The organism is Streptomyces sp. NPDC018964, assembly GCF_044390325.1.
GTDB lineage: Bacteria > Actinomycetota > Actinomycetes > Streptomycetales > Streptomycetaceae > Streptomyces.
Map to the genome: position 1 here is coordinate 233294 of NZ_JBIRYZ010000009.1, position 26595 is coordinate 259888.

Genomic DNA, 26595 nt, shown 5'->3' on the forward strand with positions numbered 1-26595 from the left:
ACGTGTGTGCCCCGCTATCGTCGGTTTCGTCCCTACCGGACGCCCGCTGCCCCGGGAGGCACACATGGACGACTACTACGACCTCGGCGACCACCACCGGCCCGTGACGACCTCCTCCGCCGACGCCCAACTCTGGTTCGACCGGGGTCTGACGTGGACGTACGCGTTCAACCACGAGGAGGCGGTCGCCTGTTTCGAGAAGGCGGCCGAGGCCGACCCGGACTGCGCCATGGCCCACTGGGGCATCGCCTACGCCCTCGGCCCCAACTACAACAAGCCCTGGGAGGCCTTCGACGGCACCGAACTCGTCGACACCGTCGCCCGCACCCACCACGCGGTCGAGCGGGCGCACGAGAAGGCCGCGCACGCCACCCCCGTCGAGCGGGCCCTCATCGAGGCCCTGCGCGCCCGCTACCCGCAGGCGGAGGCCGCCGAGGACTGCTCGGTGTGGAACGAGCCCTACGCGGACCGGATGCTCGCCGTGTACGAGGACGCCCCCGGCGACCCGGACGTGGCCACGCTCTGCGCCGACGCCCTGATGAACCTCACCCCCTGGCAGCTGTGGGACCTGAAAACCGGCCGTCCGGCCGACGGCGCCCGCACCCTGGAGGCCAAGGCCGTCCTCGACGGCGCGCTCGCCACCGACGCGGGCGCCCGGCACCCCGGAGTCCTCCACCTGTACGTCCACCTGATGGAGATGTCCCCCACGCCGGAAGCCGCCCTCACCGTCGCCGACCGGCTGCGCGGCGCCGTACCCGACGCCGGGCACCTGCACCACATGCCCTCACACCTGGAGGTGCTGTGCGGCGACTACCGCCGGGTCGTCTCCGACAACACCGTCGCCGTCGCCGCCGACGAGAAGTACCTCGAGCGGGCCGGCGCCATGAACTTCTACACGCTCTACCGCGTCCACAACCACCACTTCAGGATTTACGGCGCCATGTTCGCCGGCCAGTCGCAGGTCGCCCTGGACGCCGCCGCGCGGCTCGAGGCCGCCGTCCCCGAGGAACTCCTCAGGGTGCAGAGCCCGCCCATGGCCGACTGGCTCGAGGGATTCCTGGCGATGCGCGTCCACGTCCTGATCCGCTTCGGCCGCTGGGACGACGTCCTGGCGCTGCCGTTCCCCGCCGACCCGGAGCTGTACTGCGTGACCACCGCCATGCTCCACTACGCGCGGGGCGTCGCCCTCTCCGCGACCGGCGCCACCGACGGGGCCGAGGCGGAGCGGGCCGCCTTCCGCGCGGCCGTGGCCCGCGTCCCGGGGACCCGGATGCTGTTCAACAACACCTGCCACGACATCCTCGCCATCGCGTCGGCGATGCTGGACGGCGAACTCGCCTACCGCAAGGGCGAGTACGACACCGCCTTCGCCGCGCTGGAGCGGTCGGTCGAGCTGGACGACAACCTGCCCTACGACGAGCCCTGGGGCTGGATGCAGCCCACCCGGCACGCCTACGGGGCGCTGCTGCTGGAGCAGGGCCGCGTCGAAGAGGCCGAAGCCGTGTACCGGGCCGACCTCGGCCTCGACGGCGTCCTGCCCCGGCCGCTGCAGCACCCGGGCAACGTCTGGGCGCTGCACGGGTTCCACGAGTGCCTGCTGCGCACCGGGAGGACCGGGGAGGCGGCGATCATCGCCCAGCAGCTCAGGCAGGCGGCCGCGCTGGCGGACGTGCCCGTCGAGTCCTCCTGCTTCTGCCGGCTGGAGACCCACCGCCCGGAGACCTCCGGCGCGGGCCACCCCTGTCACTGAACCGGCCAGCCCGGGCCGGTCCGGCGGAGCCGGACGGCGGCCGGTCTCAGCTCGCCTCGACGACGGCCTGGAACGTCTTCATGCAGGAGAAGCAGTGCCGGTCCGTCACATGCCGGTGAGTCGGCTCGTCCTGCTTCTCCACTCCGCAGAGCGTGGATGACTTGTCCGACGTGAGGACATGCCACACCAGCTCTCCCGAAGTGTCTGCACCGCACCACATCTCGTGCATTTCCAGCTCCCTCCGGGTAGGCATGGGGGCTGCTCCCATTCGAGCACGGACCGGGCCCGGGGGGCTCGTCCGGCGGGCCAGTCGGGTGACGCGCGGCGCCGGAACGCATGGCGGCGGTGCCGGCCGGATCCCGGAAGGACGACGAAGACGCCGGTCACGGTGCGCCCGCCTACCGGGCCGGCCCGGCCCGGTAGGCGGGCGGGTGACCGCGCGGTGGGACCGCCGGCCGTGCGGACTCCGGCCGGGACGCGGTGGAGTTCTCGCGGCGAGGGGCCGTCGGCGGGCGGACGACTGCCGGCCTGTCCCGCGTCCGTGGCGCGGGGCAAGGCTTCTGCCGGCCGGCTGGGGGCCGGTGAGGAGCCGGGAGCGGCGCGGGACGGTCAATGGGCGGACGACTGCCGGTCGGCCCCGCGTGGGCCGGGCCCGTGTCCGTGGTGCGGGGCAAGGCTTCTGCCGGCCGGTTGCGGGCTGGTGAGGAGCCGGGAGCGGCGCGGGACGGTCAATGGGCGGACGACTGCCGGTCGGCCCCGCGTGGGCCGGGCCCGTGTCCGTGGTGCGGGGCAAGGCTTCTGCCGGCCGGCTGGGGGCTGGTGAGGAGCCGGGAGTGGCGCGGGACGCGGTCACCGTCGGCGCCGACTCCGACGGTGACCGCGCCTGCCCGTGTACCCCCGTTCCGCACCGGCACGCCGTACGCGCGGGCACGGCCGCTTCGGGTGCCCGAGCCCGTCGCGGAGCCCCGCCACCCGGCACCCGGGACGCCCGGCGCGGTGCACGAGACCGGTGAGATTGCCGGTCCGCACCGGCCCCCTTCTCTCCGACAGTGGCACCCCCCAGTCAATCGGCGGCGCCCCCGGCCGGGGCACGGCCCCCACCACGCCGTGATCCCCGCGCACCGGCCGGGCGGGCCGCCCGCCGCGACAGAGAGGACCACTCGTCGTGCAGCAGCACCCCCACACCAGCAGGCGCCGGACCGGCCGGCTCGCCGCACTGGCCGCGGCCGTCACCGCCGTCGTCGGCCTCACCACGCTCAGCGGCCCCGGCGCCCAGGCGGCCGACAACCCCTACGAGCGCGGCCCGGCACCGACCGAATCGAGCATCGAGGCGCTGCGCGGCCCGTACGCCGTGTCGGACATCTCCGTCTCCTCACTGTCCGTCACCGGCTTCGGCGGAGGCACCATCTACTACCCGACCAGCACCGCCGACGGCACCTTCGGGGCGATCGCGATCTCGCCCGGCTTCACCGCCTACCAGTCCTCCATCGCCTGGCTGGGCCCGCGCCTGGCCTCCCAGGGGTTCGTGGTGTTCACCATCGACACCAACACCACCCTCGACCAGCCCGCCTCCCGCGGCGACCAGCTGCTCGCCGCGCTGGACTACCTCACCCAGCGCAGCGTGGTCCGCGGCCGCGTCGACAGCAGCCGGCTGGGCGTCATGGGCCACTCGATGGGCGGCGGCGGAACCCTCGAAGCCGCCAAGGACCGGCCCTCGCTCCAGGCGGCGATCCCGCTGACGCCCTGGAACCTCGACAAGACCTGGTCCGAGGTCAGGACCCCCACCCTCCTCTTCGGCGCCGACGGCGACACCATCGCCCCCGTCTCCAGCCACGCCCAGCCCCTCTACAGCGGCCTGCCGTCCTCCCTGGACCGGGCCTACATCGAACTGAACGGTGCCACCCACTTCACGCCCAACTCGTCGAACACGACGATCGCGAAGTACAGCATCTCCTGGCTGAAGCGGTTCATCGACAACGACACCCGCTACGAGCAGTTCCTGTGCCCGCTGCCCCGGCCGAGCCTGACCATCGAGGAGTCCAGGGGCAACTGCCCGCACACCTCCTGAGACACCCGGCTCCCCCCGAACGACCACCCGGTGGCGGTCCGCGCACGACGCGGGCCGCCACCGGCGTTGTGCGCGCGCACCGCCGGGCACCGGGCGCCCTGGGCCACGGCACACTCGTGGACGCGCCCCCTCCACATCACCTTACGCATGAGTAACATCGGGTGGATGACCGGACAGACGATCCCCCGGCGGCAGGCGCTCCACCGGCTGCCGGACGGGCTGCGCACCGACGGCGGCGTCCACGTCGTGACCGGTGAACCCGGCTGCGGACGTACGAGGTTCCTGGAGTACGCCGCCGGCTCCTTCCGAGCCGGACCGGTGTGGCACGTACGCGCCGAACCCGGCCGTGACGCACCGCCGCTGAGCGGCCTGCGCACCCTGCTGCGCGCCGCCGGCCGTACCGCGCGGGTCGCCGGGGACGGCACGGCGGGGGAGGCGCTGTTCGACGTCCTGCGCGCGGCGGCCGACGCGTCGCCGCTCCTGGTGTGCGTGGACGACGCCCACCTGTGGGACCCCGCGTCGCGCGCCGCGCTGGGACACGCCGCCGCGCGGGTGCGTGCGACGGGGGTCCGGGCGGGAGTGCTCCTCACGGTTCCCGGACACCGGCCCGTCGACCGGGAGCTGGCGGCACTGCCCGTGCTGCGGCTGGGCCCGCTGGCCCCCGGGGACGCGGCCCGGATGGTCGACGACGTGACCGGCGGTGCCGTCGACCCCGGCGTGCGTGAGGAACTGGTGACGGCGGCCGAGGGCAACCCCGCGCTGCTGCTGGCGCTGGTCCACCGGCTGTCGCCCGCCCAGCTCGCCGGAGGCCGGGCGCTGCCCCGGCCGCTGGCCGACGGGGAGGTCCTCACCGGAGTGGCCGGCGGGTGCCTGACCGGCGTACCGCCGGACCGGACCGGCCTGCTGCTGACGACGGCGGCCGCCGTGCGCGCGACGGGCGAACCGGACGCCGACGCGGACCTCGTACGGCGGGCGGCCGGGGCCGACGCGGCGCGGCCGTTGCCCGAGGTGCTGGTCCTGGCCGAGGGCCGCCTGCGGTTCCGCAGCGCGCTGCTGGGGCGGGCGGTGTACGCCGGCGCGCCGCCCGAGCGGCGCCGTGCCGCGCACCACGCACTGGCCGCGTGCCTGACGGGCACCGGCACGGACGGCGTCCTCGCGCTGCTGCACCGCTCCCGGACCGTCACGGGTCCCGCCCCCGCCCTCGCGGCCGAACTCGCGGCGGCGGCGGCCTCCGCGCCGCCGGGCCTGCGCCGGGAGGCGCTCACCCGCGCCGCCGAACTGACGGCGGACGGGGCGGAGCGGGCACACCGCTACACCGCCGCCGCGTCGCAGGCCCTGCTCACCGGGCACTCCTCCGAGGCCCTGCGCCTGCTCGACGCCGCCCGGAGCGGTCCGGTCCCCGCCTCCGCACGCGGCGGCGCGGAACTCCTGCGCGGCACGGTGCTCCTCGCCGACGGGCCGGTGGACGACGCCCGCGAGTCCTTCCTGCTGGCCGCGGGCCTGCTCGCCGGGGCCGGCCACGAGGCCGCCGGCACGGCGACGCTGGGAGCGGTGGACGCGGCATGGGCGGCGGGCGACCCGGACTCCTGCCTCCACGCCCTCACCCCCACCGGGGCGTCCTCCTCCGGGGCCTTGGCCGCCGGCCCGTCCTCCGTACCGCTGCGGGAGCACCGGGACGGGATGCGGGCCGTGCTCCTGGGACGGTTCGACCGTGCCGCCGGCCCGCTGCGGCGGGTGGTCGAGCGCGGGCTGTCCGGCGACGAGCCCGAGCCGCTCCTGCGGTCCGCCTCCGCCGCGCTCGTGCTCGGCGACCTGACCGCCGCCCGCCGCGCCGGCGCGCGGGCACTCGCCACGGCCCGCACCCTCGGCAGTGCCGCCCTCGAACCGAGGGCGCTGGAGTACCTGGCCTACGCCGAACTGCGGGCCGGACGCCACCAGCTCGCCCGGACCCACGCCGAGGAGGGGCTGCGCGCCGCGGCGCGGACCGGACAGCGGAACACGGCCGCCCACCACCACGCGGTCCTGGCGCTCGCCGCGTCCATCGAGGGGGAACGGGAGATCGTCGCCGAGCACGTCGCCGCGGCCCTGCGCACCGCCCGCCGGCACGGGCTCGCGCAGGCCGCGACGCTCGCCCAGTGGGCCGCGGCCCGCGCCGACCTCGGCGCCGGACGCCCCCGCGAGGCAGCGGACCGGCTGGGCCCCCTGGTCCGCCCCGGTGCCCGCCGCGGCCACTTCGCGGTGTGGATGCTCGCCGTCCCCTGTTTCGTGGAGGCCACCGTGCTCGCCGGGCGCCCCGAGCACGCGGCCGCGGCCGTCGAGGACTTCGCCCTGTGGGCCGCCTGCGGGGCCGACCCGCAGGCCCCCGCCCAACTTCTGCGCTGCCGCGCCCTGCTGGCCGCCCCGGACGCGGCCGACGCCCTGTACCTGCGCGCCCTGGACCGCCACGAGGAGACGGCCGGGGACTTCGAGCGGGCCCGCACGGAACTGCTCTACGGCAAGTGGCTGCGGCGCAGACGCCGGCTGCGCGAGGCGCGCGGCCGTCTAGGGGAGGCGCTGATGGGCTTCGAGCGCTGCGGCGCGCACCTGTGGGCGCAGCAGGCCGCCGCGGAGTCGCGGGCGGGCGGCGCGGCCCCCGGGCGGCCGGGGACCGGGGAGCTGTCCCGGCTGACCCCGCAGCAACTGCGCATCGCGCGGCGCGTCGCCGAGGGCGCCACCAACCGGGAGGTGGCCCTGAGCCTGTCCGTCAGCACCCGCACCGTCGATTACCACCTGCGGAACATCTTCGCCACCCTGGGGGTCCGTTCCCGCGTCGAGCTGGTCCGCCTCGTCGGTCAGGCGGAAAAGACCGGTGCACAACCCTAGGGACCGACCGGACGGTATGTCATCCTTCGGGCAGGACGAGTCCGACGGCGGCCGGCCCACGGCTCTCCCGTACCGGCCGGGCGCCGGTACGGGGACCGCCGCCGTACGGGCACCGCCGGGAAGCCGACCCTGGGGGAGATGCGCGATGCGACACGCCGTACGGCCACGTACCCTGCCGCGCCCTGGGCCCGCGCCCGCCGCGCGGCCCCGGACACCGCGCGTGCGGTCGCTGATCGACGCCGACGCGCTGCGCGTGCTGCACCGGGCCGCCCGCGTCCTGCTGGACGACCTGCCCCAGCTCACCGACGGGCTGGTCGCCGTCCTGCAGGAGCAGGAGCCCGCCTACCGGGCCGCGGTGGAGGGCGACGCCGCCACGATCTGGCAGGAGGTGCACCGCTCGCTGCGGCACAGCATCTCCTCCCTGCTCGATCCGCGGGGCGCCCGCGACGCGGCGCGGCGCTGCACCTGGAAGATCGGCGCCGCGCGCGCCGAACAGGGGCTGCCGCTGGACGCCCTGCTGCACGCCTTCCGGCTGGGCGGCTCGCTGGTGTGGCAGGGCCTGGTCGACGAGACGTCCCGGACGGCGCCCGAGGACGTACGGCTGCTGGTGCACGTGGCGTCCGACGTGTGGAACTTCGTCGACGAGCACTGCACCCTCGCCGCGGACGCCTACCGGCAGACCGAGCGACAGCTCGCGTGGCGGAGGGAGAACAGGGTGCGTCTGCTGGCCGCGGCCCTGCTGGACGGCACGAGCAGGATCGCCGACCTGCCCGAGGCCGCGCGGGCGCTGGACCTGCCCGAGCACGGGCGGTACGTGGTCGTCGCGGTCGCCGGCGACCGGTCCACCGGTTGTGCCGGTGCCCGGGCGGCCCTCGCTCCGGGTGTGCGCGCGCACTGGCACACGGGCGTGGACGCCGACCACGGCATCGTCCTGGTCGAGGACGGCACGGAGCCCGTCGTGACGGAGGAACAGGCGGCCGGTGCGCGGGTGGGCGTCAGCAGCGTGGTCGAGGGGCTGGCCGCGGTGGGGGAGGCGCGGCGGCTCGCGGACACCGCGCTGAGCCTGTGCCCCGGACAGGGCGGCACGGTCCACCTGACCGAGCACCTGCCGGCGGCGCTCGTGGTGTCGGCTCCCGAACTCGGCGCCGCGCTGGCCGAACGGCTGCTCGGCCCGCTGGCCCACCTCGAACCCGCCGACGCGGAGGTCCTGCTGGACACCCTGGCCACCTGGCTGGCCTGCGACGGCTCGGCCCAGCGGGCGAGCCGCCGCCTCTACTGCCACCGCAACACGGTCCTCAACCGCCTCCGCCGCTACGAACAGCTCACCGGCCGCTCCCTCTCCCGCCCCACCGACCTGATCGAGGTCAGCCTGGCCCTGACGGCCCGCACCCTCCTCACCTGACAACAACCAGCCACACCGCCCCCGCCGACGCCCAACCACGCCCCCCACCCACACCACACCGCCCCCTAGCTGCGGGCAGTCGTGCCTCCCCCAGTGCCTCAAGGGCCTGGGAGGTACCCCCAGGGCGGCACGGGTGGGCGCGGCGGCACCTACGTCGGAGCCGGCGAGCGACACCCCGCCCCTGTGCTCCGGCCCCGGTGCCGCCGCGACGGGCCCGCATGGGCACCCGCACAACCCCCACCCGCCCCCATTGGTACGCCGCAGCGTACGGGCGCCGGAACCTGTACCGCCCGCCCGCCCCCGTGCTGTCGTGAGCACCCCTTCCCCCGAAGCCGCCGCCGCGCCCCCGCGGCCCGGCCCCGAGGAGCCGTGATGCCCGAAGCACCACCGGACAGCCCGCCCGCGCTCCACGTCGAGAACGTCGACGTGACCTACGGCCGCGCCCTGTCCGCCCTCCGCTCCGTGTCCCTGACCGTGCCGCCCGGCACCGTCGTCGCCCTGCTCGGCGCCAACGGCGCCGGCAAGACGACCCTGCTGCGCGCCGTCTCCGGCACGCTGCGCCTGCACCGCGGCGCGATCACGGCCGGCCGCGTCCGCTACGGCGACACGGTGCTCGACGGCAAGGACCCCGTCGCGGCGGTACGCGCCGGAGTCGTCCAGGTCCCCGAGGGGCGACGGGTCTTCGCCGGACTCTCCGTCGACGAGAACCTGCGCTCCGGCGGTCTCGGCCTCGGCCGGCGCGGCCGCGCCCAGGTCCAGGAGGCCCGCGACCGGGTCTTCACCCTCTTCCCCCGCCTCGCCGAGCGCACCCACCAGGCCGCCGGCCTGCTCTCCGGCGGCGAGCAGCAGATGCTCGCCATCGGCCGCGCCCTGATGGCCGCCCCGCGCCTGCTGCTCCTCGACGAGCCCTCCCTCGGTCTCGCCCCGCGGATGGTGTACCGCATCGCCGAGGTGATCCGCGAGATCAACACCCAGGGCACCGCCGTCCTCCTCGTCGAGCAGAACGCCGGCATGGCGCTCTCCCTCGCCGACCACGCGCACGTCCTGGAGGTCGGCGAGACCCGCCTGTCAGGACCCGCCGACGAACTCGCCCGCACCGACGCCGTACGCCGCCTCTACCTGGGCGAGCCGGCCGAGGACCAGGGGGCGGCGTGACCGACCGCACCACCACCGCGCCGCCGCCCGTGCTCGACGTACGGGACGTCACCGTGCGCTTCGCCGGACTCACCGCCCTCGACGGCGTCTCCTTCACCGTCACCCCCGGCTCGGTGCACGCGCTCATCGGACCCAACGGCGCCGGCAAGTCGACCTGCTTCAACGTGCTGTCCGGCCTGTGCCGCCCGGCCGCCGGCACGGTGACGCTCGGCGACACCGAGCTGACCCGCCTCGCCCCGCACCGCATCGCCGCGCTCGGCGTGGCCCGCACCTTCCAGAACATCGTCACCACCCACGGCACCGTCGCCGACAACCTGATGCTCGGCCGCCACGCCCTGTCCCGCGCCGGGTTCGCCGCGAGCGCGCTGCGCCTGCCGGGCGCCGTACGGGAACAGCGCGAACACCTCGCCAGAGCGCGCGAGATCGCCGAACTCACCGGCCTCGGCGACCACTTCGACAGCCCCGTCGCCCTGCTGTCGTACGGCGACCGCAAGCGCGTCGAACTCGCCCGCGCCCTCTGCCTGGAGCCCCGTGTGCTGCTCCTCGACGAACCCGTGGCCGGCATGAACGCCGCAGAACGCGCCCGCACCGCCGAGGTGGTGGGCGAACTCCGCGCCGAACTCGGCCTGTCCGTCGTCCTCGTCGAGCACGACATGGGCCTCGTCATGCGCCTCGCCGACGACGTCACCGTGCTCGACTTCGGCCGGCCCATCGCCCACGGCACCCCCGACGAGGTCCGCCGGGACCCCGAGGTGCTGCGCGCCTACCTCGGCACCGACGCGACCGGGGAGGACGCGGCATGACGGCATTCCTCGACAACATCCTCGGCGGACTGGCGCTCGGCGCGGTCTACGCGCTGGTCGCCCTCGGCTTCGTCGTCATCTTCAGGGCCTCCGGCGTCCTCAACTTCGCCCACGGCTCCCTGCTCCTGCTCGGCGGCTACCTCACCGCCGTCCTCCACGATGACCTCGGCTTCGCCGGAGCGCTCGCCCTGGCGGTCCTCACCACGGCCGCCCTCGCCGGCGCGCTCGACCGGTTCCTGCTGCAACGCGGCGGCCAGGACGCCCACTCCGCCCACGTCCAGACCATCGTCACCATCGGCATCGACATCGTCCTGCTCACCGACCTCTCCCGGCGCATCGGCGGCGACCTGCTGTCCCTGGGCGACCCGTGGGGAGACGCGGTGACCGAACTGGGCCCGGTGACCGTCGCCGACAGCCGGCTCGCCGCGATCGTGGTGTCGGCCGTGGTCATCGGCGGGGTGTTCGCGCTCTTCCGGTTCACCTCCTGGGGACTGTCCCTGCGGGCGGCGGCCGAGGACCTGGAGGCCGCCGCGCTCATGGGCGTACGGCTCGGCCGGGTCCGCGCGGGCGCCTGGTGCCTGGCGGGCGCGCTCGCCGCGCTGGCCGCCGTGTTCCTCGCCGCGTTCCCCGCGCCCGGACTGGAGCGCACCACCGGCCAGATCGCCCTCAACGCCTTCCCGGCCGCGATCCTCGGCGGCCTCGCCTCCCCGGCCGGCGCCCTCGCGGGCAGCCTGATCATCGGCCTGACCGAGGCGCTCGTCGTCGGCTACCAGTCCGACCTGCACGTCCTCGGCGAGGGCTTCGGCGACGTCGCCCCGTACGCGGTGATGCTGCTCGTCCTTCTGGTACGGCCCACCGGGCTGTTCGGCGCGAAGGGGACGGCCCGTGTCTGACCGACTCCTCGCCGCCCTCACCCGCCGCCGGGCCATGCTCCCGCTGCTCGCCGTCCTCCTGTGCCTGCCGCCGTTCTACCTGGACGCCTTCTGGCTGCGCATCGGCCTGTTCTCCCTGGCGGCCGCCATCGGCGCCACCGGTCTCGCCCTGCTCAGCGGCACCGCCGGGCAGCTCTCCCTCGGTCACGCCTTCTTCCTCGCCGTCGGCGCCTACGGCTACACCTGGCTGGCCGGCGAACCCGGACCCGGACTGCCCCCGGTCCTCGCCGCGCTCCTCGCGGTCCTGCTCGCGGGAGCGGCCGGCGGGCTGTTCAGCCCCGTGGCCGCCCGGGTCAAGGGCATCTACCTGGGCATCGCCACCCTCGCGCTGGTCTTCCTCGGCCACCACGTCCTGCTGACCGCCGATTCCGTCACCGGCGGCTTCAACGGCCGCTCCGTGCCCCCGCTCACCCTCGGCGGGTTCACCTTCGCCGAGAGCGACCCCGAACTGACCGTCCTCGGCGTGCCGTTCGGCGCGGAGGAACGCCTGTGGTTCCTGGGCCTGGCCCTGTTCGCGTTCACCTGGTTCACCGCCCGCGGCCTGCTGCGCGGGCGCCCCGGCAGGGCGCTGGCCGCCCTGCGCGACAGCGAGACCGCGGCCGCCGTGATGGGCGTCGACGTCGCCCGGCACCGCTCGGCGGCCTTCGTGGTGTCGTCGATGTACGCGGGCCTCGCGGGAGTGCTCCTGGCACTCGCCTTCCGCCGTGTCGTCCCGGACTACTTCTCCCTCGCGCTCTCCGTCGACTACCTCGCCATGATCGTCATCGGCGGCCTCGGGTCCGTCGCCGGAGCCACCGCCGGCGCCGTCTTCGTCACCGCCCTGCCGCTGCTGATGACCCGCTACGCCGACCAGCTCCCGCTGGTGACCGCCCCCGGCACCACCGAGGGCGCCGTGGGCCCCACCGAGGCGGCCCGCTACCTCTACGGCGCGGCGATCGTCCTGGTCCTGCTGTACGCCCCCGACGGGCTGCACGGCCTGGCACGCCGGGTCCGGGACCGGGTACGGCGCCGCCGGTCCCGTACCCCCGCCCCGGACACCGTCGTCCCCTCGCCTCCGCAACCGGCCGCACGACCCAAGGAGCACACCCCGTGAACACCACGCACCGCACCCGCCGTGACCGGCACCGCACCACCGGGACCGTCCTCGCCGGCGCCCTCGCCCTGCTGCTCGCGGTCACCGGATGCAGCTCCAAGGCGGACGACGGCGACAAGGGCGGCGAGGCCGCCGACGGCGTCCGCACCGGCCCCGGCGTCGACGCCGACACCATCAGGCTGGGCGCCCTCACCGACCTGACCGGGCCCTACGCCACCCTCGGCAAGAGCATCGTGCAGGCCCAGCGGATGTGGGCCGAGGAGACCAACGCCGAGGGCGGCATCTGCGACCGCGAGGTGGAGATCGTCGTCAAGGACCACGGCTACGACGTGCAGAAGGCGGTCACCGCCTACGCCGACATCGCCCCGGACGTCGTGGCGCTGCCCCAGGTCATCGGCTCCCCGGTGGTCGCCGCGCTGCTCGACGACATCGAGCGGGACGAGATGCTCACCTTCCCGCAGGCCTGGGCGGCCTCCCTGCTCGGCAAGGACGCCGTCCAGGTCCTCGGCACCACCTACGACGTCGACATGATCGCCGCCGTCGAGTTCCTCACCCGCGCCAAGGGCCTGGAGAAGGGCGACACCATCGGCCACGTCTACTTCGAGGGCGACTACGGCGCCAACGCGCTGGAAGGGTCCACCTGGGCAGCGGAGAAGGCCGGACTGAAGGTGGCCGGGCAGAAGATCAAGGCCACGGACACCGACCTGTCCGCCCAGGTCTCGGCCCTGCGCGCGGAGGGCGTGAAGGCCGTCCTGATCAGCGCCGGACCCGCGCAGACGGCCTCCCTCGTCGGCGTCGCCGCCTCCCGCGGTCTGAAGGTCCCCGTCGTCAGCAGCGCCCCCGGCTTCGCGCCCCAGCTGATGAAGACCCCCGCCGCGCCCGCCCTGGCGGCCATGCTCAACGTGGTCAGCGCGGCGCCCGCGGTCAGCTCCGACCTGCCCGGCGTGAAGACCATGGTGGCGTCGTACCGGAAGAAGTACCCGGACTCGCCGGTCGACTCCGGCGTGCTGTCCGGGTACAACGCCGCCCGGCTCATGGGCGCCGACCTGAAGGCGGCCTGCGAGGCGGGCGGCCTCACCCGGGAGGACGTCGTCAAGGCGCACCGCGCGCAGACGAACGCCGACACCGGACTCGGCACCCCGCAGGACTTCTCCGACGTCGACCGTCCCGCGAGCGTCGAGACGTACGTGCTCAAGCCCGACGCCGAGGCGGTCGGCGGCGTGGTGAACGCGGAGGACGCGCACACGGCACCGGGAGTGGAGGACTACCTGTCCGCGCGGTGACGGACGGCCGGCCGACCCCGACTGCCCCAGGGGACGCCGGGGTCAGCCGCCGGCCGCCTCCGGATCGCGGTCGGACGACGGCCAGACGTACGGCAGGTCGTCCGGCTCCCCGGGGAAGAGCTCCGCGTAGACGGCCGGGTCCTTGCGGACCAGCGCCGAGCGGTGGCTGCGGTGCACGGCGTCGTCCCCCAGCCAGGGCGGCAGCTCACCGGCCTCGGCCAGCTCCCGCTGACCGCGCACCGGCGCCCCGGGCCGCACCTTGGCCAGGTCGGCGACGAGGGTGGCGGCGCAGCTGTCCTGGTGGCCACGGTCGCGCCAGACCCGGCAGATCTCCAGGCCGTACCGCACCAGCGCCTCCTCGTAGCCGGTCCACATGCGGACCGCGGGATGGCGGCGCCACCCGTAGCCCGGCACGGTCAGGCCACGCAGCACCTGGAGCGCCTCGACCCGCTGTTTGCCGAGCCGGCGCCGGTCGAGCACCAGCGCCGACTCGCAGAAGTCGGGGTACGGCAGGAAGGTCTGCATGGGGCCGTCCGAACGGTGGGGGCAAGCGGTTCACCGCACCGCAGTTCCCCTTCCGCGGCGGCGCACACCTCACGGCGGCCCGGCGTGCCGGGCCGGGCCCCGCGCCACGGGCCGACGCCGCCGTCGCCGGCGTATGCGTCGCTCCAGGCCGTCCCCTCGACGCCGGGAGGGACAGCGGGGAGGCCGAGTCCCGGGCGGCCGGTGCGCCGGCGGCGCACGGTGCCGTCGTGACGCTCGGGGTCGCTGACGTGGTTCACCGGGTGTCCTCGGTGGTGCGGCCGGGGGTGTCCCGTGGCATGGTGTGGACTCCTGCCCGCGGCGTCCCCGAGCGACCGGGAAGTCCGAGCGGTGCCTTCCACGGCGTGCGGCGGTACCGCTTCTCGCCCGGGGTCGGCCGGAATGAGGGATTGGCGGCCGTGCCGGTGGGGCAGGAACGCCGGGTGTGTCATGTGCACGACTACCTTTCCCCCACATGGAGGTCGACCATGCGCGTTCGCAAGGTGACCGGCGGCCTGGCCGCGGTCGTCACGATGTCCCTCGCCCTGCTGGGCGGCCAGGCCGCGGCCGCGCCGTCCGGCGAGACCGCGCGACCGGCCGCCGCCCGGGTGCTCACCTACGACGCGAGCGGTGCCGCGGAGTTCCGGTCCGCCGTCGACCGGGGCGCGGCGATCTGGAACGAGAGCGTCGACGCCGTGGAACTGCGCCCGGTCGCGTCCGGACAGCGCGCGAACATCCGGGTCCTGGCGGACAACGGCTGGCCGCGCGCCCTGCCCGGCTCCCTGGGCAACGGCACCGTCTACATCGGCCGCCAGGCCGTGAACCAGGGGTACGACACGGTCCGCATCTCGGCCCACGAGCTCGGTCACATCCTGGGCCTGCCCGACCGCAAGCCCGGCCCCTGCTCCAGTCTGATGTCCGGGTCCTCCGCGGGCGTGGCGTGCACGAACCCGTACCCGAACGCGGCGGAGAAGGCGGAGGTCGAGCGCGACTTCGCCCGGGCGGCCGCCGGGCGGCGGACACCGGCGCCGCGAGCCGTCCTGATCGGGGACTGACGGACCGCCCGACCCCCGCACGGGATGCCTCCTGCCCGGCGCTCATGTGACTGATGTGACTGCTGAGGCGAATACCGCTATGGTTGAGGCACGTCACGGCGGCGGGATCCCCCGCAGCCCGGCCGTGCGTTGGTGGTCCAAGGAAAGACGCCCCGCTTCCTGCGGGGAGATGCAGGTGCAAGGCCTGCCCGGCGCTCCAGCACGAGCCCCGTCCCGGAATCCCGGGACGGGGCTCGCGGCGTTCGCGGGCGCCTCGGTGCCGTGCCGGCATGCCCCGGCGGCTCGCCCTCGAGCCGGTCCGCCGGCCGGGCCGGCGCGTCGCCCCGGTCGGTCGTGGGGACGCGCTTCCGGCCGCACGTGAGAGCGGGCCCCGCCGGTCACCCGGCGGGGCCCGCTCCCGGTCGTGGCCGGTCAGGCCGTGTGCAGGGTCAGCCCGTAGCGGTTGAGGATCTCGTTGATCGGCTGGAACCAGGTCTCGCCCCCGCCGGAGCAGTTGCCCCAGCCGCCGGAGGTGACGCCCTGTGCCTGATCACCGCTGATGAACGAGCCGCCCGAATCGCCCGGTTCGGCGCAGACGCTGGTCTTCGTCATCTGACGCACCGCGCCCTGGCTGTAGTTCACCGTCTCGTTCTTGGCCAGCACGTTGCCGCAGTGCCAGTGGGTCGTGGAGCCGGAGCGGCAGATCGAGGCGCCGATCGGGGCCTCCGCCGAGCCGCGCACCAGCTGGTCCGACACCGTGCCCCAACCGAGCACCACCGGCACCGTCCACCAGCCGCTGCCCACGTTCACCCAGGCGTAGTCGTTCTCCGGGAACGAGGAGCCCTGGAAGTTGCCGATGTACGAACCGTCCCAGCCTCGGACCTGCTGCCCGGCCCCGCCGCAGTGTCCGGCGGTGACGAAGCCGCCGTGCACCGAGAAGCCTATGGAGCAGCGGACGTTGCCGGTGTAGTACGGGTCGCCGCCCACCGTTCCGGCGGCGAAGGTCTCGGCCAGGGCCTCCACGGTCCGCACGGTGACCGGGCCGGCCTCGCGGGCCTCGTCCACGAAGGCGCGGACATCGTTGTCGGCGCGCCGGCCGGCGACGACGTTCACGACGACCGTGTTGGCGGTCGGGTCGACGGCCCAGCTGCTGACGCCCGAGGGCGCGTCGAGGCGGTCGATGCGGGACTTGGCCGCGTCGAGCTGCCGTGCGCTGTGCTCGACGGTGCGGACGGCCGCGCCGGACGCGCGCAGGGACCGTACCGTCGAGGCGTCGGCGTCCGGGGTGACGGCCACGGTCAGCTTCTCGCTCTTCGCGTCGAACCAGGCGCCGCCGTAGGCGGACCCGGCGGTCCTGCGGGCCCGGGGCGCGAGATCGGTGGCCTCGCGCTCGGCGGCCAGCCGGTCCTCCGCCTCGGCGCGGGTCAGCCCGAAGTCCCGCTGCATCGCCTCCAGCAGGCCGGCGGAGGCGGGTGCGGAGTCGGCGGCGCGGGCGGTGGGGGAGTCGGGGGCGTCCTGTGCCGTGGCCGGCAGGGTACCGGCCGCGGTCCAGCTGCCGATCATGAGCAGGGCGGCCACGCCGGCATGCGTGAGTCGGGTGCGTCTCATGGAGGGTTTCCTTCGCCGTTCCAGCAAGGTGGGGGTGGAACAACCGCAGTGTGAGAGCGCTCTCAGGCTGAGTCGAGCAGAGCTTAGCGAGCCGAGCGCTGTCAGGTCTATGCCAATGCGGGAACCGGTTTCCGCGCGCCCCGGGCATCACGTCCGGATCCGGCCGAAGCCGGGGGCGCGGGACCTCCCGGAGCGCTGTCGTGGAAGGCGGCCCGAGCCGTGCGCCACTTCGGGCGGGGAGCGGTCAGAGCCGTTCGCCCGCCACCTCGTCCCCGCCCGGCTCCGGTCCCGCGCCGGACGCCCGGGCCCGGTGGGTCCGCAGCCGGTCGAGGCGCGAGATGACGGGGGTGGCGCTCATCCCGTGCAGCACGACGGACGCCAGTACCGTGAAGGTCACCACCGCCCACAGCCGCTCGGCCGGGACGCCGAAACCGGTGGAGCCGAGCGCGTGCGCCAGGTAGAACAGCGAGCCGATGCCGCGGACCCCGAAGAAGGCGATCACCACCCGCTCCCGGGGGCCGGCGGACGTACCGAGCTGGGCGGCCCACGCGGTCAGCGGCCGGACCGCCACCAGCAGCAACAGGCCCACGACCGCTCCCTGCCAGGTCAGCGACGCCAGCCCGCCCTGCGCGACGAACACACCGAGCAGGAACAGCAGGGCGGCGGTCAGCAGCCGTTCCACCTGCTCCACGAAATCGTGCAGCACCACGTGATAGCCGTGGGCGCGCTCCGCCGCCCGGATCCGGCAGGCGGTGACGAACACGGCCACGAAGCCGTAGCCGTGCAGCAGCTCCGTCACCCCGTAGGCGAGGAACGTGGCGCCGATGGCGACGAAGCCCTCCCGGTGCTCGGACAGCCGCATCGCCCGCCACCCCGCCCGGAAGAACAGCCACCCGAGCAGCGCGCCGACGGCGAGCCCCGCGGACACGCCCACCGCGCACTTGTACAGCACGTCGACCAGTGCCCAGCGGGCGATCCCGCCACCGGTGGGACGACCGCCCGCGGCGGCGAGGGCGACGGCGGCCAGGACGAAGGGGAAGGCGAGACCGTCGTTCAGCCCCGCCTCGCCGGTCAGCGTGAAGCGCACCTCGTCCTCGTCGTGCTCGGAGTCGGTGGGCGCGCCCACCCGCACCTCGGAGGCGAGCACAGGATCGGTCGGCGCCAGCACGGCCGCCAGCAGCAGCGCGGCGGCCGGCGGCCAGTCGAGCAGGCCCCAGGCCAGGAGACCCACGGCCGCGATGGTCAACGGCAGGGTGACGCCCAGCTGCCGCCAGGTGCCCTGCCAGCGCCGGCGGCCGAACGGCCGGTTCAGGGCGAGACCGGCGCCCATGAGGGAGACGATCACGCAGATCTCGGTGACGTGCTCCACCCACGTCCGGTCCGACACCGGGTCGATGACGGGCATGGGCAGGGGCAGCGCCTGGAGGGCGACTCCGCAGACGAGGAACACCAGTGGCAACGACAGCGGTCTGCGGGCCACCACCCGGGGCAGCACGGCCGCGCCGAGGGCACCGGCTCCGAGCAGGACGAAGAGGTAGTCGGGAGAGGTCACCGATCACAGGTGCCCGGAGTGGGCCGCGGCCACGCCACGGCCCCGGCCGAAACATCATCCCGGTACGGGGAGCCCGCCCGAACGGACGGACGGGTGCGGCCCTGACCGCCCGCCGGGGCGCGCACTCCGGTGTGAAGGGCGGGACCCGCGGGAAGCACCGAGACCGGTGCGCACCGAGTGCGCCGCCTCGTTGCACGGAGGACTTGACGGAGCGGGGCGTGCTCGGCGCTACTGGAAGACGCGCCGGGCGCACATGTGTGGGGGGCCTGCCCGGCGCCGAACCGGTGTACCCACCCCCGCCGGACGCATGCCGAAGGGGTGACCGGTGCGGTCTCGATGGGCGGCGGCGGTCGTACTGCTGGCCTCGGTACTCCTCCTGACCCTGTGCGCCCCGGCGCCGGCAGCGGACCGGCCCGCCCCGGCGCCCCCCGTGGCACAGCAGGACCAGCCGGCGCAGGACCGGCACGACGAGGCGGCCGAGGCCGTGCCGGAGACCGCCGGAACACCTTCCCCCGGAGAGGGCGACGCCTCGTTCCACCGGCCCGTCGCCCGCCCGCCGAGGGCCTCGGGAGCGGCCGGGACGGCCGGCACCGCCCACCCGGCGGCCGGGACCGCGTCGACGGCCACCGCGCAGCGGCGATCCGTTCCCGGACCGTACCCGGTGGGACCGCCACGGGGCCGGGGCCCGGCCGATCCGGCCCCCGTCACCGCCTGCCTGCAGACGTTCCGCTGCTGAGCGACCGCGGTACCGCCCGAGGCCTGCGCCGTGCGGCCGGGTACTGCCCGCAGCGTGCTCCCCGAGCCGGTCCACGGCGACGAGCAGGCCTTCTCGTGTCCCGGAAACCATGACGACACAGGAGGCACACATGCAGGGAAAGCGCGTTCTCGTGGTGCGGCCCGACGAACTCGGGCCGAGCGAGCACAAGACGTGGAGGCAGTTGCGCGCGGAGTCCGGCGCGCCGGAGAACCCGTTCCTCGATCCGGTGTTCACCACGGCCGTCGGACAGGTCAGGCCCGGCGCCAGGGTGGCCGTCCTGCAGGACGACGGGACCCCGGTCGGCTTCCTCCCGTACGAGAAGGGGCCGCTGGGCCAGGGCCGGGCCATCGGCCTGGGAGTGTCGGACAGCCAGGGCGCCGTCCTGCGCCCGGGCCTCCGGCTCGACCCGCGCACCCTGCTCGCGGCCTGCGCGCTCTCCTCCTGGGAGTTCGACAACCTGGAGGCCGGCCAGCACCTCTTCGTGCCGCACGCCGTCGAGGAACTGGCGAGCCCGGTCGTCGACCTCGACCGGGGGTACGAGCACTACACCGACGGACTGCGCGCCCGTTCCCCCGGTTTCCTCAAGCAGACCCTGGCCAAGGAACGCAGGCTCGCCCGGCAGGTCGGCGAGGTGCGGTTCGTGTACGACAGCCGGGACCCGGAGGCCTTGCGGGCGCTGATGCGCTGGAAATCCGCCCAGTACCGGCGGACGGGCCGCCGGGACCGGTTCGCCCAGCAGTGGATCACCCGGCTGGTGGACCTGCTGGCGCACGGCGACGATCCCGAGTGCCGCGGACTGCTCTCCGTGCTGTACGCCGGCGGCCGCCCCGTCGCCGCGCACTTCGGCCTGCGCTCGGCCACGGTGCTGTCCTGGTGGTTCCCCGCCTACGACCGTGACCACGGCCGGTACTCACCCGGACTGGTGCTGCACCTGAGGATGCTCCGGGCGGCCGCCGCCGACGGTATCCGCATGGTCGACCTGGGCAGTGGTCCCGCCCGCTACAAGGACTCCCTCAAGACCCGCGAACTCACCGTCTACGAGGGCGCCGTGGTGCGTCCGGGACCGGGCGGCGCCGCGTACCGGCTGGGCCGGGAGCCGGCGCGGGCCGCCCGCCGCCTCGTGCGCGGCCACCCCCGGCTGGCCGACGCGGCCCGGCGCACCCTGACGGGGCTGGGCCGGCTGCGCGAGCGCTGACCGCGTCCGGCGTACGCCGACGTCCGTACGCGGGATTACTCCCGCCGTCAGATGTCCGCGCCGCCCGGGCCCGGCACCGTGGGCCGTGTGAAACTCAGCCGACCCGCACGCCGGGCCCACCTCGTCCTCCACGTCCTCGCCTCCGCCGGCTGGCTCGGGCTCACCGCCGGGCTGCTCGCGCTCGGCGTCACCGCGAACACCACCGGGTCCGCGGCCGCGGTGGAGGCGTCCGTCCGGGCCATGAAGCTCTTCGCGGACTGGCTCCTGCTGCCGGTCGCCCTCCTGACGCTCACCAGCGGCCTCGTCCTGTCCCTGGGCACGCCTTGGGGACTGGCGAGGCACCGCTGGGTGTGGACGAAGTTCTGGCTGACCCTGGCCACGACCACCGCCACGGCCTTCGCGCTGCGGCCGGGTGTGAACGCCGCCGCGGCGGCCGTGTCCGCCGGGCATCCCCTGCCCGACGGGGGCGACGTCCTGACGGGGCCGGTCGTCTCCCTGGCCGCCTACGTCTTCATGACGGTGATCCCGGTCCTCAAACCGTGGGGCCCGACCCGCCGCGGCCGGCGCCTCCGGGCGGCCGCCCGGAGGCCGGGGACGGCCGAACCGGCACGCTCGTGACCCGCGGTCACGTCACAGGGTGCGCTCCAGCCGGTCCGCCATCAGCCGCACGAAGCGCGCCGGGTCCTTCGGCCGGCCGCCCTCCGCCAACTCGGCCAGGAAGTACAGGAGTTCGGCCGTCTCGGTGAGGTCCGAGCGGTCCTCGCGCTCCCCGTACGCCTCGTTCAGGCCCTTCACCAGCGCGTGGTCCGGGTTGAGTTCGAGGATGCGCTTGGTGCGCGGCACCTCCTGTCCCATGGCCCGGTACATGTTCTCCAGCGCCGGCGTGAGGTCGTTCGCGTCGGCGACGAGACAGGCCGGGGACACCGTCAGACGTGTGGACAGCCGCACCTCCTTGACGTCCTCCTCCAGCCGCTCCCGCAGCCAGCCGAGCAGACCCGCGTACTCCTCGGCCTGCTGCTCCCGCTCGCCCTCGCCCTTGTCGTCCTCCCGCGCGCCGAGGTCGACCTCGCCCTTGGCGATCGACCGCAGCCGCTTGCCCTCGTACTCGCCCACGGCGTCGACCCACATCTCGTCGACGGGATCGGTGAGCAGCAGCACCTCGATGCCGCGCTCCCGGAACGCCTCCATGTGCGGCGAGCTGTCGATGCTCTCCCGGGACTCGCCGGTGATGAACCAGATGGTGTCCTGCCCGTCCGGCATCCGCTCCACGTACTGCTTCAGCGTGGTCGTGCCGTCGTCCTCGCGCGTGGTCGCGAACGAGGCCACCGCGAGGAGGGCGTCACGGTTGTCGGGGTCGGTGACCAGGCCCTCCTTCAGCACGGCGCCGAACTCCCGCCAGAACGTGGCGTACCGCTCGGCGTCCTCGGTCATCATGCTCTTGACCGTCGTCAGCACCTTCTTGGTGAGCCGGCGCTGCATCATCCGGATGTGCCGGTCCTGCTGGAGGATCTCGCGGGACACGTTCAGCGAGAGGTCCTGCGCGTCGACCACACCCTTGACGAAGCGCAGGTACGGCGGCAGCAGCTCCTCGCAGTCGTCCATGATGAAGACGCGCTTCACGTACAGCTGCAGACCGTGCCGGAAGTTCTGGGTGAACAGGTCGTGCGGGGCGTGCGACGGGACGAACAGCAGGGCCTGGTACTCGAAGGTGCCCTCGGCCCGCAGCTGGATGGTCTCCAGCGGTTCGCGCCAGTCGTGGCCGATGTGCTTGTACAGCTCGTGGTACTCCTCCTCGGACACCTCCTCGCGCGAGCGCGCCCACAGCGCCTTCATCGAGTTCAGCGTCTCGGGCCCGGCCGCCTCGCCGTCCTCGCCCGTCTCCCCGACGAGCCTGATCGGCCAGGTGATGAAGTCCGAGTAACGCTTGACGATCTCCTTGACCTTCCACACCGAGGTGTAGTCGTGCAGTTGGTTGTCGGGGTCGGCCGGCTTGAGGTGCAGCGTGACCGAGGTGCCCTGCGGCGCGTCGTCGACCCGCTCCAGGGTGTACGTTCCCTCGCCGCGCGACGTCCACCGGGTGCCCTGCCCCTCGCCCGCGCGCCGGGTGAGCAGGGTGACCTCGTCCGCGACCATGAAACCCGAGTAGAAGCCGACGCCGAACTGGCCGATCAGCCCTTCCGCCCCGGCATCCTCCTGCGCCTGGCGCAGCTCCCGCAGGAACTGGGCGGTCCCCGAGTTGGCGATCGTGCCGATGAGCTGCCCGACCTCGTCGTACGACATGCCCACGCCGTTGTCCCGCACGGTGAGGGTGCGGGCGTCCTTGTCGATCTCGAGCTCGATGTGCAGGTCGGAGACGTCGGCGTCGAGGGAGTCGTCCCGCAGCTTGGCCAGACGCAGCTTGTCGAGCGCGTCGGAGGCGTTGGAGACGAGTTCACGGAGGAAGACGTCCTTGTTCGAGTAGACCGAGTGGATCATCAGCTGGAGCAGCTGACGGGCCTCTACCTGGAACTCAAACGTTTCGGTCGGCATGATGCGCGATTACCTCACTGATCCAAGGATCACCGGACACTGGCACGATCACTTTAGTAAAAGACGGCGTCGGCCGGTCGCGTTCGCCGCCGCTTCCCGGCGTCCCGGACGCGGGCCCGACGGCCGGCGCCGTACCCCGGGCGCTCCCCCCGAGGCGCGCGGACGGCTCTTCCGCCCGACGTGCGAGCATGGACGGATGAGCATCCACCGCAGGAACAACATCCGTGTGACCGGGCGCACCTCCGGCCGCACCGTGGTCCTGGTGCACGGGTTCGGCTGCGACCAGAACATGTGGCGGCTGGTCGAGCCCGCACTGGCCCGGGACTTCCGGGTGGTGCTCTTCGACTACGTGGGCGCGGGCCGCTCCGACCTGTCGGCCTGGCAGGAGGAGCGCTACTCCTCCCTCGACGGTTACGCCCGTGACGTGGTGGAGGTCTGCGAGGAGCTCGATCTCCGGGACGCGGTCGTGGTCGGCCACTCCGTGAGCGCGATGACCGGAGTGCTGGCCCGGGCCGCGGCCCCGGACCGGATCGGCTCCCTGGTCATGGTGTGTCCGTCGCCGTGCTACATCGACGGGGACGGCTACCGCGGCGGCTTCAGCGCGCAGGACATCGACGAACTCCTGGAGTCCCTGGACTCCAACTACCTGGGCTGGTCGGCGACGATGGCTCCCGTGATCATGGGCAACCCGGACCGGCCCGAGCTGGGCGAGGAGCTCACCAACAGCTTCTGCGCCACCGACCCGGACATCGCCCGGGTCTTCGCGCGCACGACGTTCCTGTCCGACAGCCGCGAGGACCTCGCGGGCGTGACCGTGCCCACGCTGATCCTGGAGTGCGAACAGGACGTCATCGCGCCCCCGGAGGTCGGCGCGTACGTCCACGCCGCGATACCCGGCAGCGAGCTGGTCACCCTGCCCGCCACCGGCCACTGCCCCCAGCTGAGCGCCCCGGAGGCCACCACCGCGGCGATCCGCGCGTTCGTGTCGTCCCTCGGCCGATGAGCAGGGCGGCAGGCGGCCCGGGGGAGCCCGGCACGCGCGCGGCGTTCAGCGCGCTGCTGGAGGACTCGGCGGAGGACCTGTACGAGTCGGCGCCGTGCGGCTACCTGTCCACCCTGATGGACGGCACCATCGCCAAGATCAACGCGACCCTGCTGGGCTGGCTCGGTCTCTCCCGCGACGAGGTGGTGGGCCGGATGCGCTTCAGCGACCTGCTCACCGTCGGCGGCAAGCTCTACCACGAGACGCACTTCGCCCCCCTGCTGCGCATGCAGGGACACCTCGGCGGCATCGCGCTGGAGATGAGGACCGCGTCCGGCTCCCGGCTGCCGGTGCTGGTCACCTCGACGGTCAGGAGCAGCGACGGCGGCGAGCCGATGCTGATCCGGACCACCGTCTTCGACGCCACGGACCGGCGCGCCTACGAGAAGGAGCTGCTGCGCGCCCGCCGCGCGGCCGACGAGGCCCGCAGACAGGCCGAGACCGACCGCGAGGCGCTGCGTGAGGCGCTGGCCGTACTCCAGCAGAGCCTGCTGCCCGCGACCCTGCCCGACCTCCCCGGGGTGGAGACCGCCTGCCACTACCACACGGCCTCCCCGATCCAGCTGGGCGGCGACTTCTACGACCTGTTCGCGCTCGACGACGACCGCTCCGCCTTCTTCCTCGGCGACGTGTGCGGCAAGGGGCCGCAGGCCGCCGCGCTGACCTCACTGACCCGCTACACCCTGCGCGCCGCGGCGCTCCACGACACCGACCCCGTCGCCAACCTGCGTGTCCTCAACACGGTCCTGCTGGACCGGTACACCGGCGACGATCCGCGCTACTGCACCGTCGTGGCCGGTGTGCTGGAACGCGCGGGGGACACGGTGGAGGTCCGCCTGGCCTCCGGCGGCCACCCTCCCGCGCTGGTCCTGCGCGCGGACGGCCGGGCGGAGTACCTCCCGACCCGGGGCGGCATGCTCGTCGGAGTCCTGCCGGGGGCACAGTTCGTCCAGGTCCGCACCGCCCTGCACCCGGGCGACACCCTGCTGATGTACACCGACGGCCTCACCGAGGCCCGTACCGGCCCCGGCCGGGAGCTGTACGGTTATGAGGCCCTGGAGTCCTTCGCCGCCGGCCTCGCCCCCTCGGGCCCCCGCCGCGTGGTCGACGCCCTGAAGGACCTGCTGAAGGGCTTCGGCGAAGGGCTGGACGACGACACCGCCCTGCTCGCCATCGGCCTCCCCGCCCGCACCGACACCGAATGCAGAACCCCGCGATGAAACCTCTGACGATCACCGAGTCGCCCACGCCCGCCGGTCTCGCCCTCGAGGTCGCCGGTGACCTCGACCACAGCAACGCGCGGCGGCTGCGCGAGGCCGCGCACGGAGCGGCCCTGCCGGCCGGGCGGCTCCTGGCCGTGGACCTGGGCAAGCTGGAGTTCTGCGACTCGAGCGGCATCACCGCGTTGATCGCCGTCCGCAACCACGTCCTCTCGGCCGGTGCCGACGTCGTTCTCGTGGCTGTGCCGGCCAACCTGCTGCGCCTGCTGCGCCTGACCGGCCTCGACGAGTGGTTCGACATCCGCGACAGCGTGTAGCCCGGCGGGGAACGGCCCTCCCGCGCACCCCCGGAGGACCCGGCCGCTCATTCGAGCACCGCGCCCCGATTGCGGTCACCGCATCCGGGGCACCCGGACCGTGCCGCATCCACCGCCGGCGACCCCGGGAACCGCGTGGGGCGGCTCAGGACTACCGGCAAGGGGACAGCGGTGACGGTGCGTATCGGAGCAGAGGAAGAGTTCCATGTCCTGGACGTGGAGAGCGGCCGGCTCGCACCACGGGCCGACACGCTGCTCGGCCGGCTCGGCGGATCCGGGTTCGGCCGTGAGCTGCAGCAGTCGGCCGTGGAACGCAACAGCCGGGTGCACGACACCCTCGACGGTCTCCACGCGGACCTGTCCGGCGCCCGGCGCCGGCTGGACGCCGCCGCGTCCTCCTGCGGCCTGGCCGTCGTCGCCGCGGGCACCGTTCCGCTGGCCCGCGTCACCTCCCGCGACGTCACCGCGGACCCCCGCTACCGGCGCATGGCCGACGACTACCGCCGGGTCGCCGACGAACAGCTCATCTGCAGCGCCCAGGTGCACGTCGACGTACCGGACCGGGACACCGCGGTACGCGCCATGTGCCTGGTGTCGCCCTGGCTGCCGCCGCTGCTGGCCCTGTCGGCCAGCTCACCGTTCTGGCTCGGCTCCGACACCGGATACGCCAGCTGGCGCACCATGGTGTGGCAGCGGTGGCCGACCGCGGGCCCCGCGGGATGCTACGAGGACGCCGCCGACTACGACGCCGCCGTGACCGAGCTCATCGGTTCGGGCGTCATCGGCGACACCGGAATGCTCTACCACGACGTACGGCCGTCGGCGCACCAGCGCACGCTGGAACTGCGCGTCTGCGACGCCTGCCCGCGCGCCGAGACCGTGGTGCTGGTCGCCGGACTGTTCCGCGCGCTGGTGCGCGACGCCTGCGACCGCCTGGAGCGCGAGGCGGACCGCGGGTGCGACGGACACCACGAGTGGCTGCGCGCCGCCACCTGGCGTGCCGCGCGCTCGGGCCTGGAGGACCGGCTCGTCGACCCGGGGACCCGCCGCGCGACTCCGGCCCCCATGGTGCTGCGCGGGATGCTCCACCGGCTGCGCCCGGCACTGGAGGCCTCCGGTGACTTCGCCACCGTGCGCACGCTGCTCGAGGAGGCCCTCGCGACGGGCAGCGCGGCGCACCGGCTGCGGCGGGCGGCCCGGGACGAGGACCTCCTCGCCGGCATCGACACGCTGGTCGCCGAGACCCGCGGCGACCGCCTCGCGGCCGGCGCCTCCGGCCGCCGTCACCGGCGTACGGACCCCCCGCGCGGCGCCGGCCGGACCCGGGCCCGCGTCCACTCGGCGACGACACCGGGCACACCCGGCTGATCCGGACGGACCGCGGGCCCTCCGGCCACCCTCACGCGCGTCCGCCACCCCCTGACCAAGGAGAGTGTCACACCGTCATGTCCAGCAGCACGCACGCCTCCAC

General features: G+C 74.4%; 21 protein-coding genes. 17 read left to right on the forward strand and 4 right to left on the reverse strand.

The window, feature by feature from the left end:
• The first annotated feature begins 64 nt into the window (after nucleotides 1–64).
• From ACH5AO_RS18075 to ACH5AO_RS18115, 9 genes are all read left to right on the forward strand, one after another.
• A complete protein-coding gene (locus tag ACH5AO_RS18075; RefSeq protein ID WP_398925679.1) occupies nucleotides 65–1750 on the forward strand; it encodes a hypothetical protein in 1686 nt (561 codons plus the stop codon).
• Between the two features lie 1165 nt (nucleotides 1751–2915).
• Nucleotides 2916–3818, forward strand: coding sequence for an alpha/beta hydrolase family protein (locus ACH5AO_RS18080; protein ID WP_398925681.1), 903 nt, complete (start codon nucleotides 2916–2918; stop codon nucleotides 3816–3818).
• A 165-nt stretch (nucleotides 3819–3983) separates the two neighbouring features.
• Complete coding sequence (locus tag ACH5AO_RS18085) at nucleotides 3984–6680, forward strand: LuxR C-terminal-related transcriptional regulator (RefSeq protein ID WP_398925683.1); 2697 nt, start codon at nucleotides 3984–3986, stop codon at nucleotides 6678–6680.
• Nucleotides 6681–6825: 145 nt separating this feature from the next.
• On the forward strand, nucleotides 6826–8082 hold the full coding sequence (locus ACH5AO_RS18090) for a helix-turn-helix domain-containing protein (protein ID WP_398925685.1): 1257 nt from the start codon (nucleotides 6826–6828) through the stop codon (nucleotides 8080–8082).
• A 372-nt stretch (nucleotides 8083–8454) separates the two neighbouring features.
• Complete coding sequence (locus ACH5AO_RS18095; RefSeq protein ID WP_398925687.1) at nucleotides 8455–9237, forward strand: ABC transporter ATP-binding protein; 783 nt, start codon at nucleotides 8455–8457, stop codon at nucleotides 9235–9237.
• Nucleotides 9234–10040: an ABC transporter ATP-binding protein gene (locus tag ACH5AO_RS18100; RefSeq protein ID WP_398925689.1), complete on the forward strand. Its 807-nt coding sequence runs from the start codon at nucleotides 9234–9236 to the stop codon at nucleotides 10038–10040. The genes ACH5AO_RS18095 and ACH5AO_RS18100 overlap by 4 nt, the downstream gene beginning before the upstream one ends.
• A complete protein-coding gene (locus ACH5AO_RS18105; RefSeq protein WP_398925691.1) occupies nucleotides 10037–10933 on the forward strand; it encodes a branched-chain amino acid ABC transporter permease in 897 nt (298 codons plus the stop codon). The genes ACH5AO_RS18100 and ACH5AO_RS18105 overlap by 4 nt, the downstream gene beginning before the upstream one ends.
• Nucleotides 10926–12065, forward strand: coding sequence for a branched-chain amino acid ABC transporter permease (locus tag ACH5AO_RS18110; protein WP_398925693.1), 1140 nt, complete (start codon nucleotides 10926–10928; stop codon nucleotides 12063–12065). Before ACH5AO_RS18105 ends, ACH5AO_RS18110 begins: the two co-directional genes overlap by 8 nt.
• Nucleotides 12062–13348, forward strand: a complete 1287-nt coding sequence (locus ACH5AO_RS18115; RefSeq protein ID WP_398925695.1) for an ABC transporter substrate-binding protein — start codon at nucleotides 12062–12064, stop codon at nucleotides 13346–13348. Before ACH5AO_RS18110 ends, ACH5AO_RS18115 begins: the two co-directional genes overlap by 4 nt.
• Before the next feature lie 42 nt (nucleotides 13349–13390).
• Here ACH5AO_RS18115 and ACH5AO_RS18120 read toward each other — a convergent pair whose 3' ends face one another.
• Nucleotides 13391–13873, reverse strand: coding sequence for an MSMEG_6728 family protein (locus ACH5AO_RS18120; protein WP_398925697.1), 483 nt, complete (start codon nucleotides 13871–13873; stop codon nucleotides 13391–13393).
• 485 nt (nucleotides 13874–14358) lie between these two features.
• Between ACH5AO_RS18120 and ACH5AO_RS18125 the strand changes: the two genes are divergently transcribed.
• Nucleotides 14359–14925: a snapalysin family zinc-dependent metalloprotease gene (locus ACH5AO_RS18125; RefSeq protein ID WP_398925699.1), complete on the forward strand. Its 567-nt coding sequence runs from the start codon at nucleotides 14359–14361 to the stop codon at nucleotides 14923–14925.
• 411 nt (nucleotides 14926–15336) lie between these two features.
• Here the strand turns inward: ACH5AO_RS18125 and ACH5AO_RS18130 are convergent, their stop codons facing one another.
• Nucleotides 15337–16512 carry a trypsin-like serine protease gene (locus ACH5AO_RS18130; protein WP_398925701.1) on the reverse strand — a complete coding sequence of 392 codons (1176 nt, stop codon included), beginning with the start codon at nucleotides 16510–16512 and terminating at the stop codon, nucleotides 15337–15339.
• Between the two features lie 244 nt (nucleotides 16513–16756).
• Nucleotides 16757–18064, reverse strand: coding sequence for a cation:proton antiporter (locus tag ACH5AO_RS18135; protein ID WP_398925703.1), 1308 nt, complete (start codon nucleotides 18062–18064; stop codon nucleotides 16757–16759).
• Between the two features lie 325 nt (nucleotides 18065–18389).
• Here ACH5AO_RS18135 and ACH5AO_RS18140 point away from each other — a divergent pair, with 325 nt between their 5' ends.
• From ACH5AO_RS18140 to ACH5AO_RS18150, 3 genes are all read left to right on the forward strand, one after another.
• Nucleotides 18390–18800 (forward strand): hypothetical protein, encoded by a 411-nt coding sequence (locus tag ACH5AO_RS18140; protein WP_398925705.1) that lies wholly within the window; start codon nucleotides 18390–18392, stop codon nucleotides 18798–18800.
• A 130-nt stretch (nucleotides 18801–18930) separates the two neighbouring features.
• Entirely contained in the window at nucleotides 18931–20016 is a 1086-nt protein-coding gene (locus tag ACH5AO_RS18145; RefSeq protein ID WP_398925707.1) for a GNAT family N-acetyltransferase, read from the forward strand.
• 51 nt (nucleotides 20017–20067) lie between these two features.
• The gene (locus ACH5AO_RS18150) at nucleotides 20068–20634 is read left to right on the forward strand and encodes a DUF2269 domain-containing protein (protein ID WP_398925709.1); all 567 of its coding nucleotides are present in this window, start codon (nucleotides 20068–20070) and stop codon (nucleotides 20632–20634) included.
• A gap of 12 nt (nucleotides 20635–20646) precedes the next feature.
• On the opposite strand, the gene htpG is transcribed toward ACH5AO_RS18150, so the two are convergent.
• Nucleotides 20647–22545, reverse strand: coding sequence for a molecular chaperone HtpG (gene htpG / locus ACH5AO_RS18155; RefSeq protein WP_398925711.1), 1899 nt, complete (start codon nucleotides 22543–22545; stop codon nucleotides 20647–20649).
• A gap of 196 nt (nucleotides 22546–22741) precedes the next feature.
• Here htpG and ACH5AO_RS18160 point away from each other — a divergent pair, with 196 nt between their 5' ends.
• The 4 genes from ACH5AO_RS18160 (at nucleotide 22742) to ACH5AO_RS18175 (ending at nucleotide 26492) form a co-directional block, all read left to right on the forward strand.
• Complete coding sequence (locus ACH5AO_RS18160; RefSeq protein ID WP_398925713.1) at nucleotides 22742–23548, forward strand: alpha/beta fold hydrolase; 807 nt, start codon at nucleotides 22742–22744, stop codon at nucleotides 23546–23548.
• Entirely contained in the window at nucleotides 23545–24807 is a 1263-nt protein-coding gene (locus tag ACH5AO_RS18165; protein WP_398925715.1) for a PP2C family protein-serine/threonine phosphatase, read from the forward strand. The genes ACH5AO_RS18160 and ACH5AO_RS18165 overlap by 4 nt, the downstream gene beginning before the upstream one ends.
• On the forward strand, nucleotides 24804–25124 hold the full coding sequence (locus ACH5AO_RS18170; RefSeq protein WP_398925717.1) for an STAS domain-containing protein: 321 nt from the start codon (nucleotides 24804–24806) through the stop codon (nucleotides 25122–25124). Before ACH5AO_RS18165 ends, ACH5AO_RS18170 begins: the two co-directional genes overlap by 4 nt.
• Before the next feature lie 171 nt (nucleotides 25125–25295).
• Entirely contained in the window at nucleotides 25296–26492 is a 1197-nt protein-coding gene (locus ACH5AO_RS18175; RefSeq protein WP_398925719.1) for a glutamate--cysteine ligase, read from the forward strand.
• Nucleotides 26493–26595: the final 103 nt, after the last annotated feature.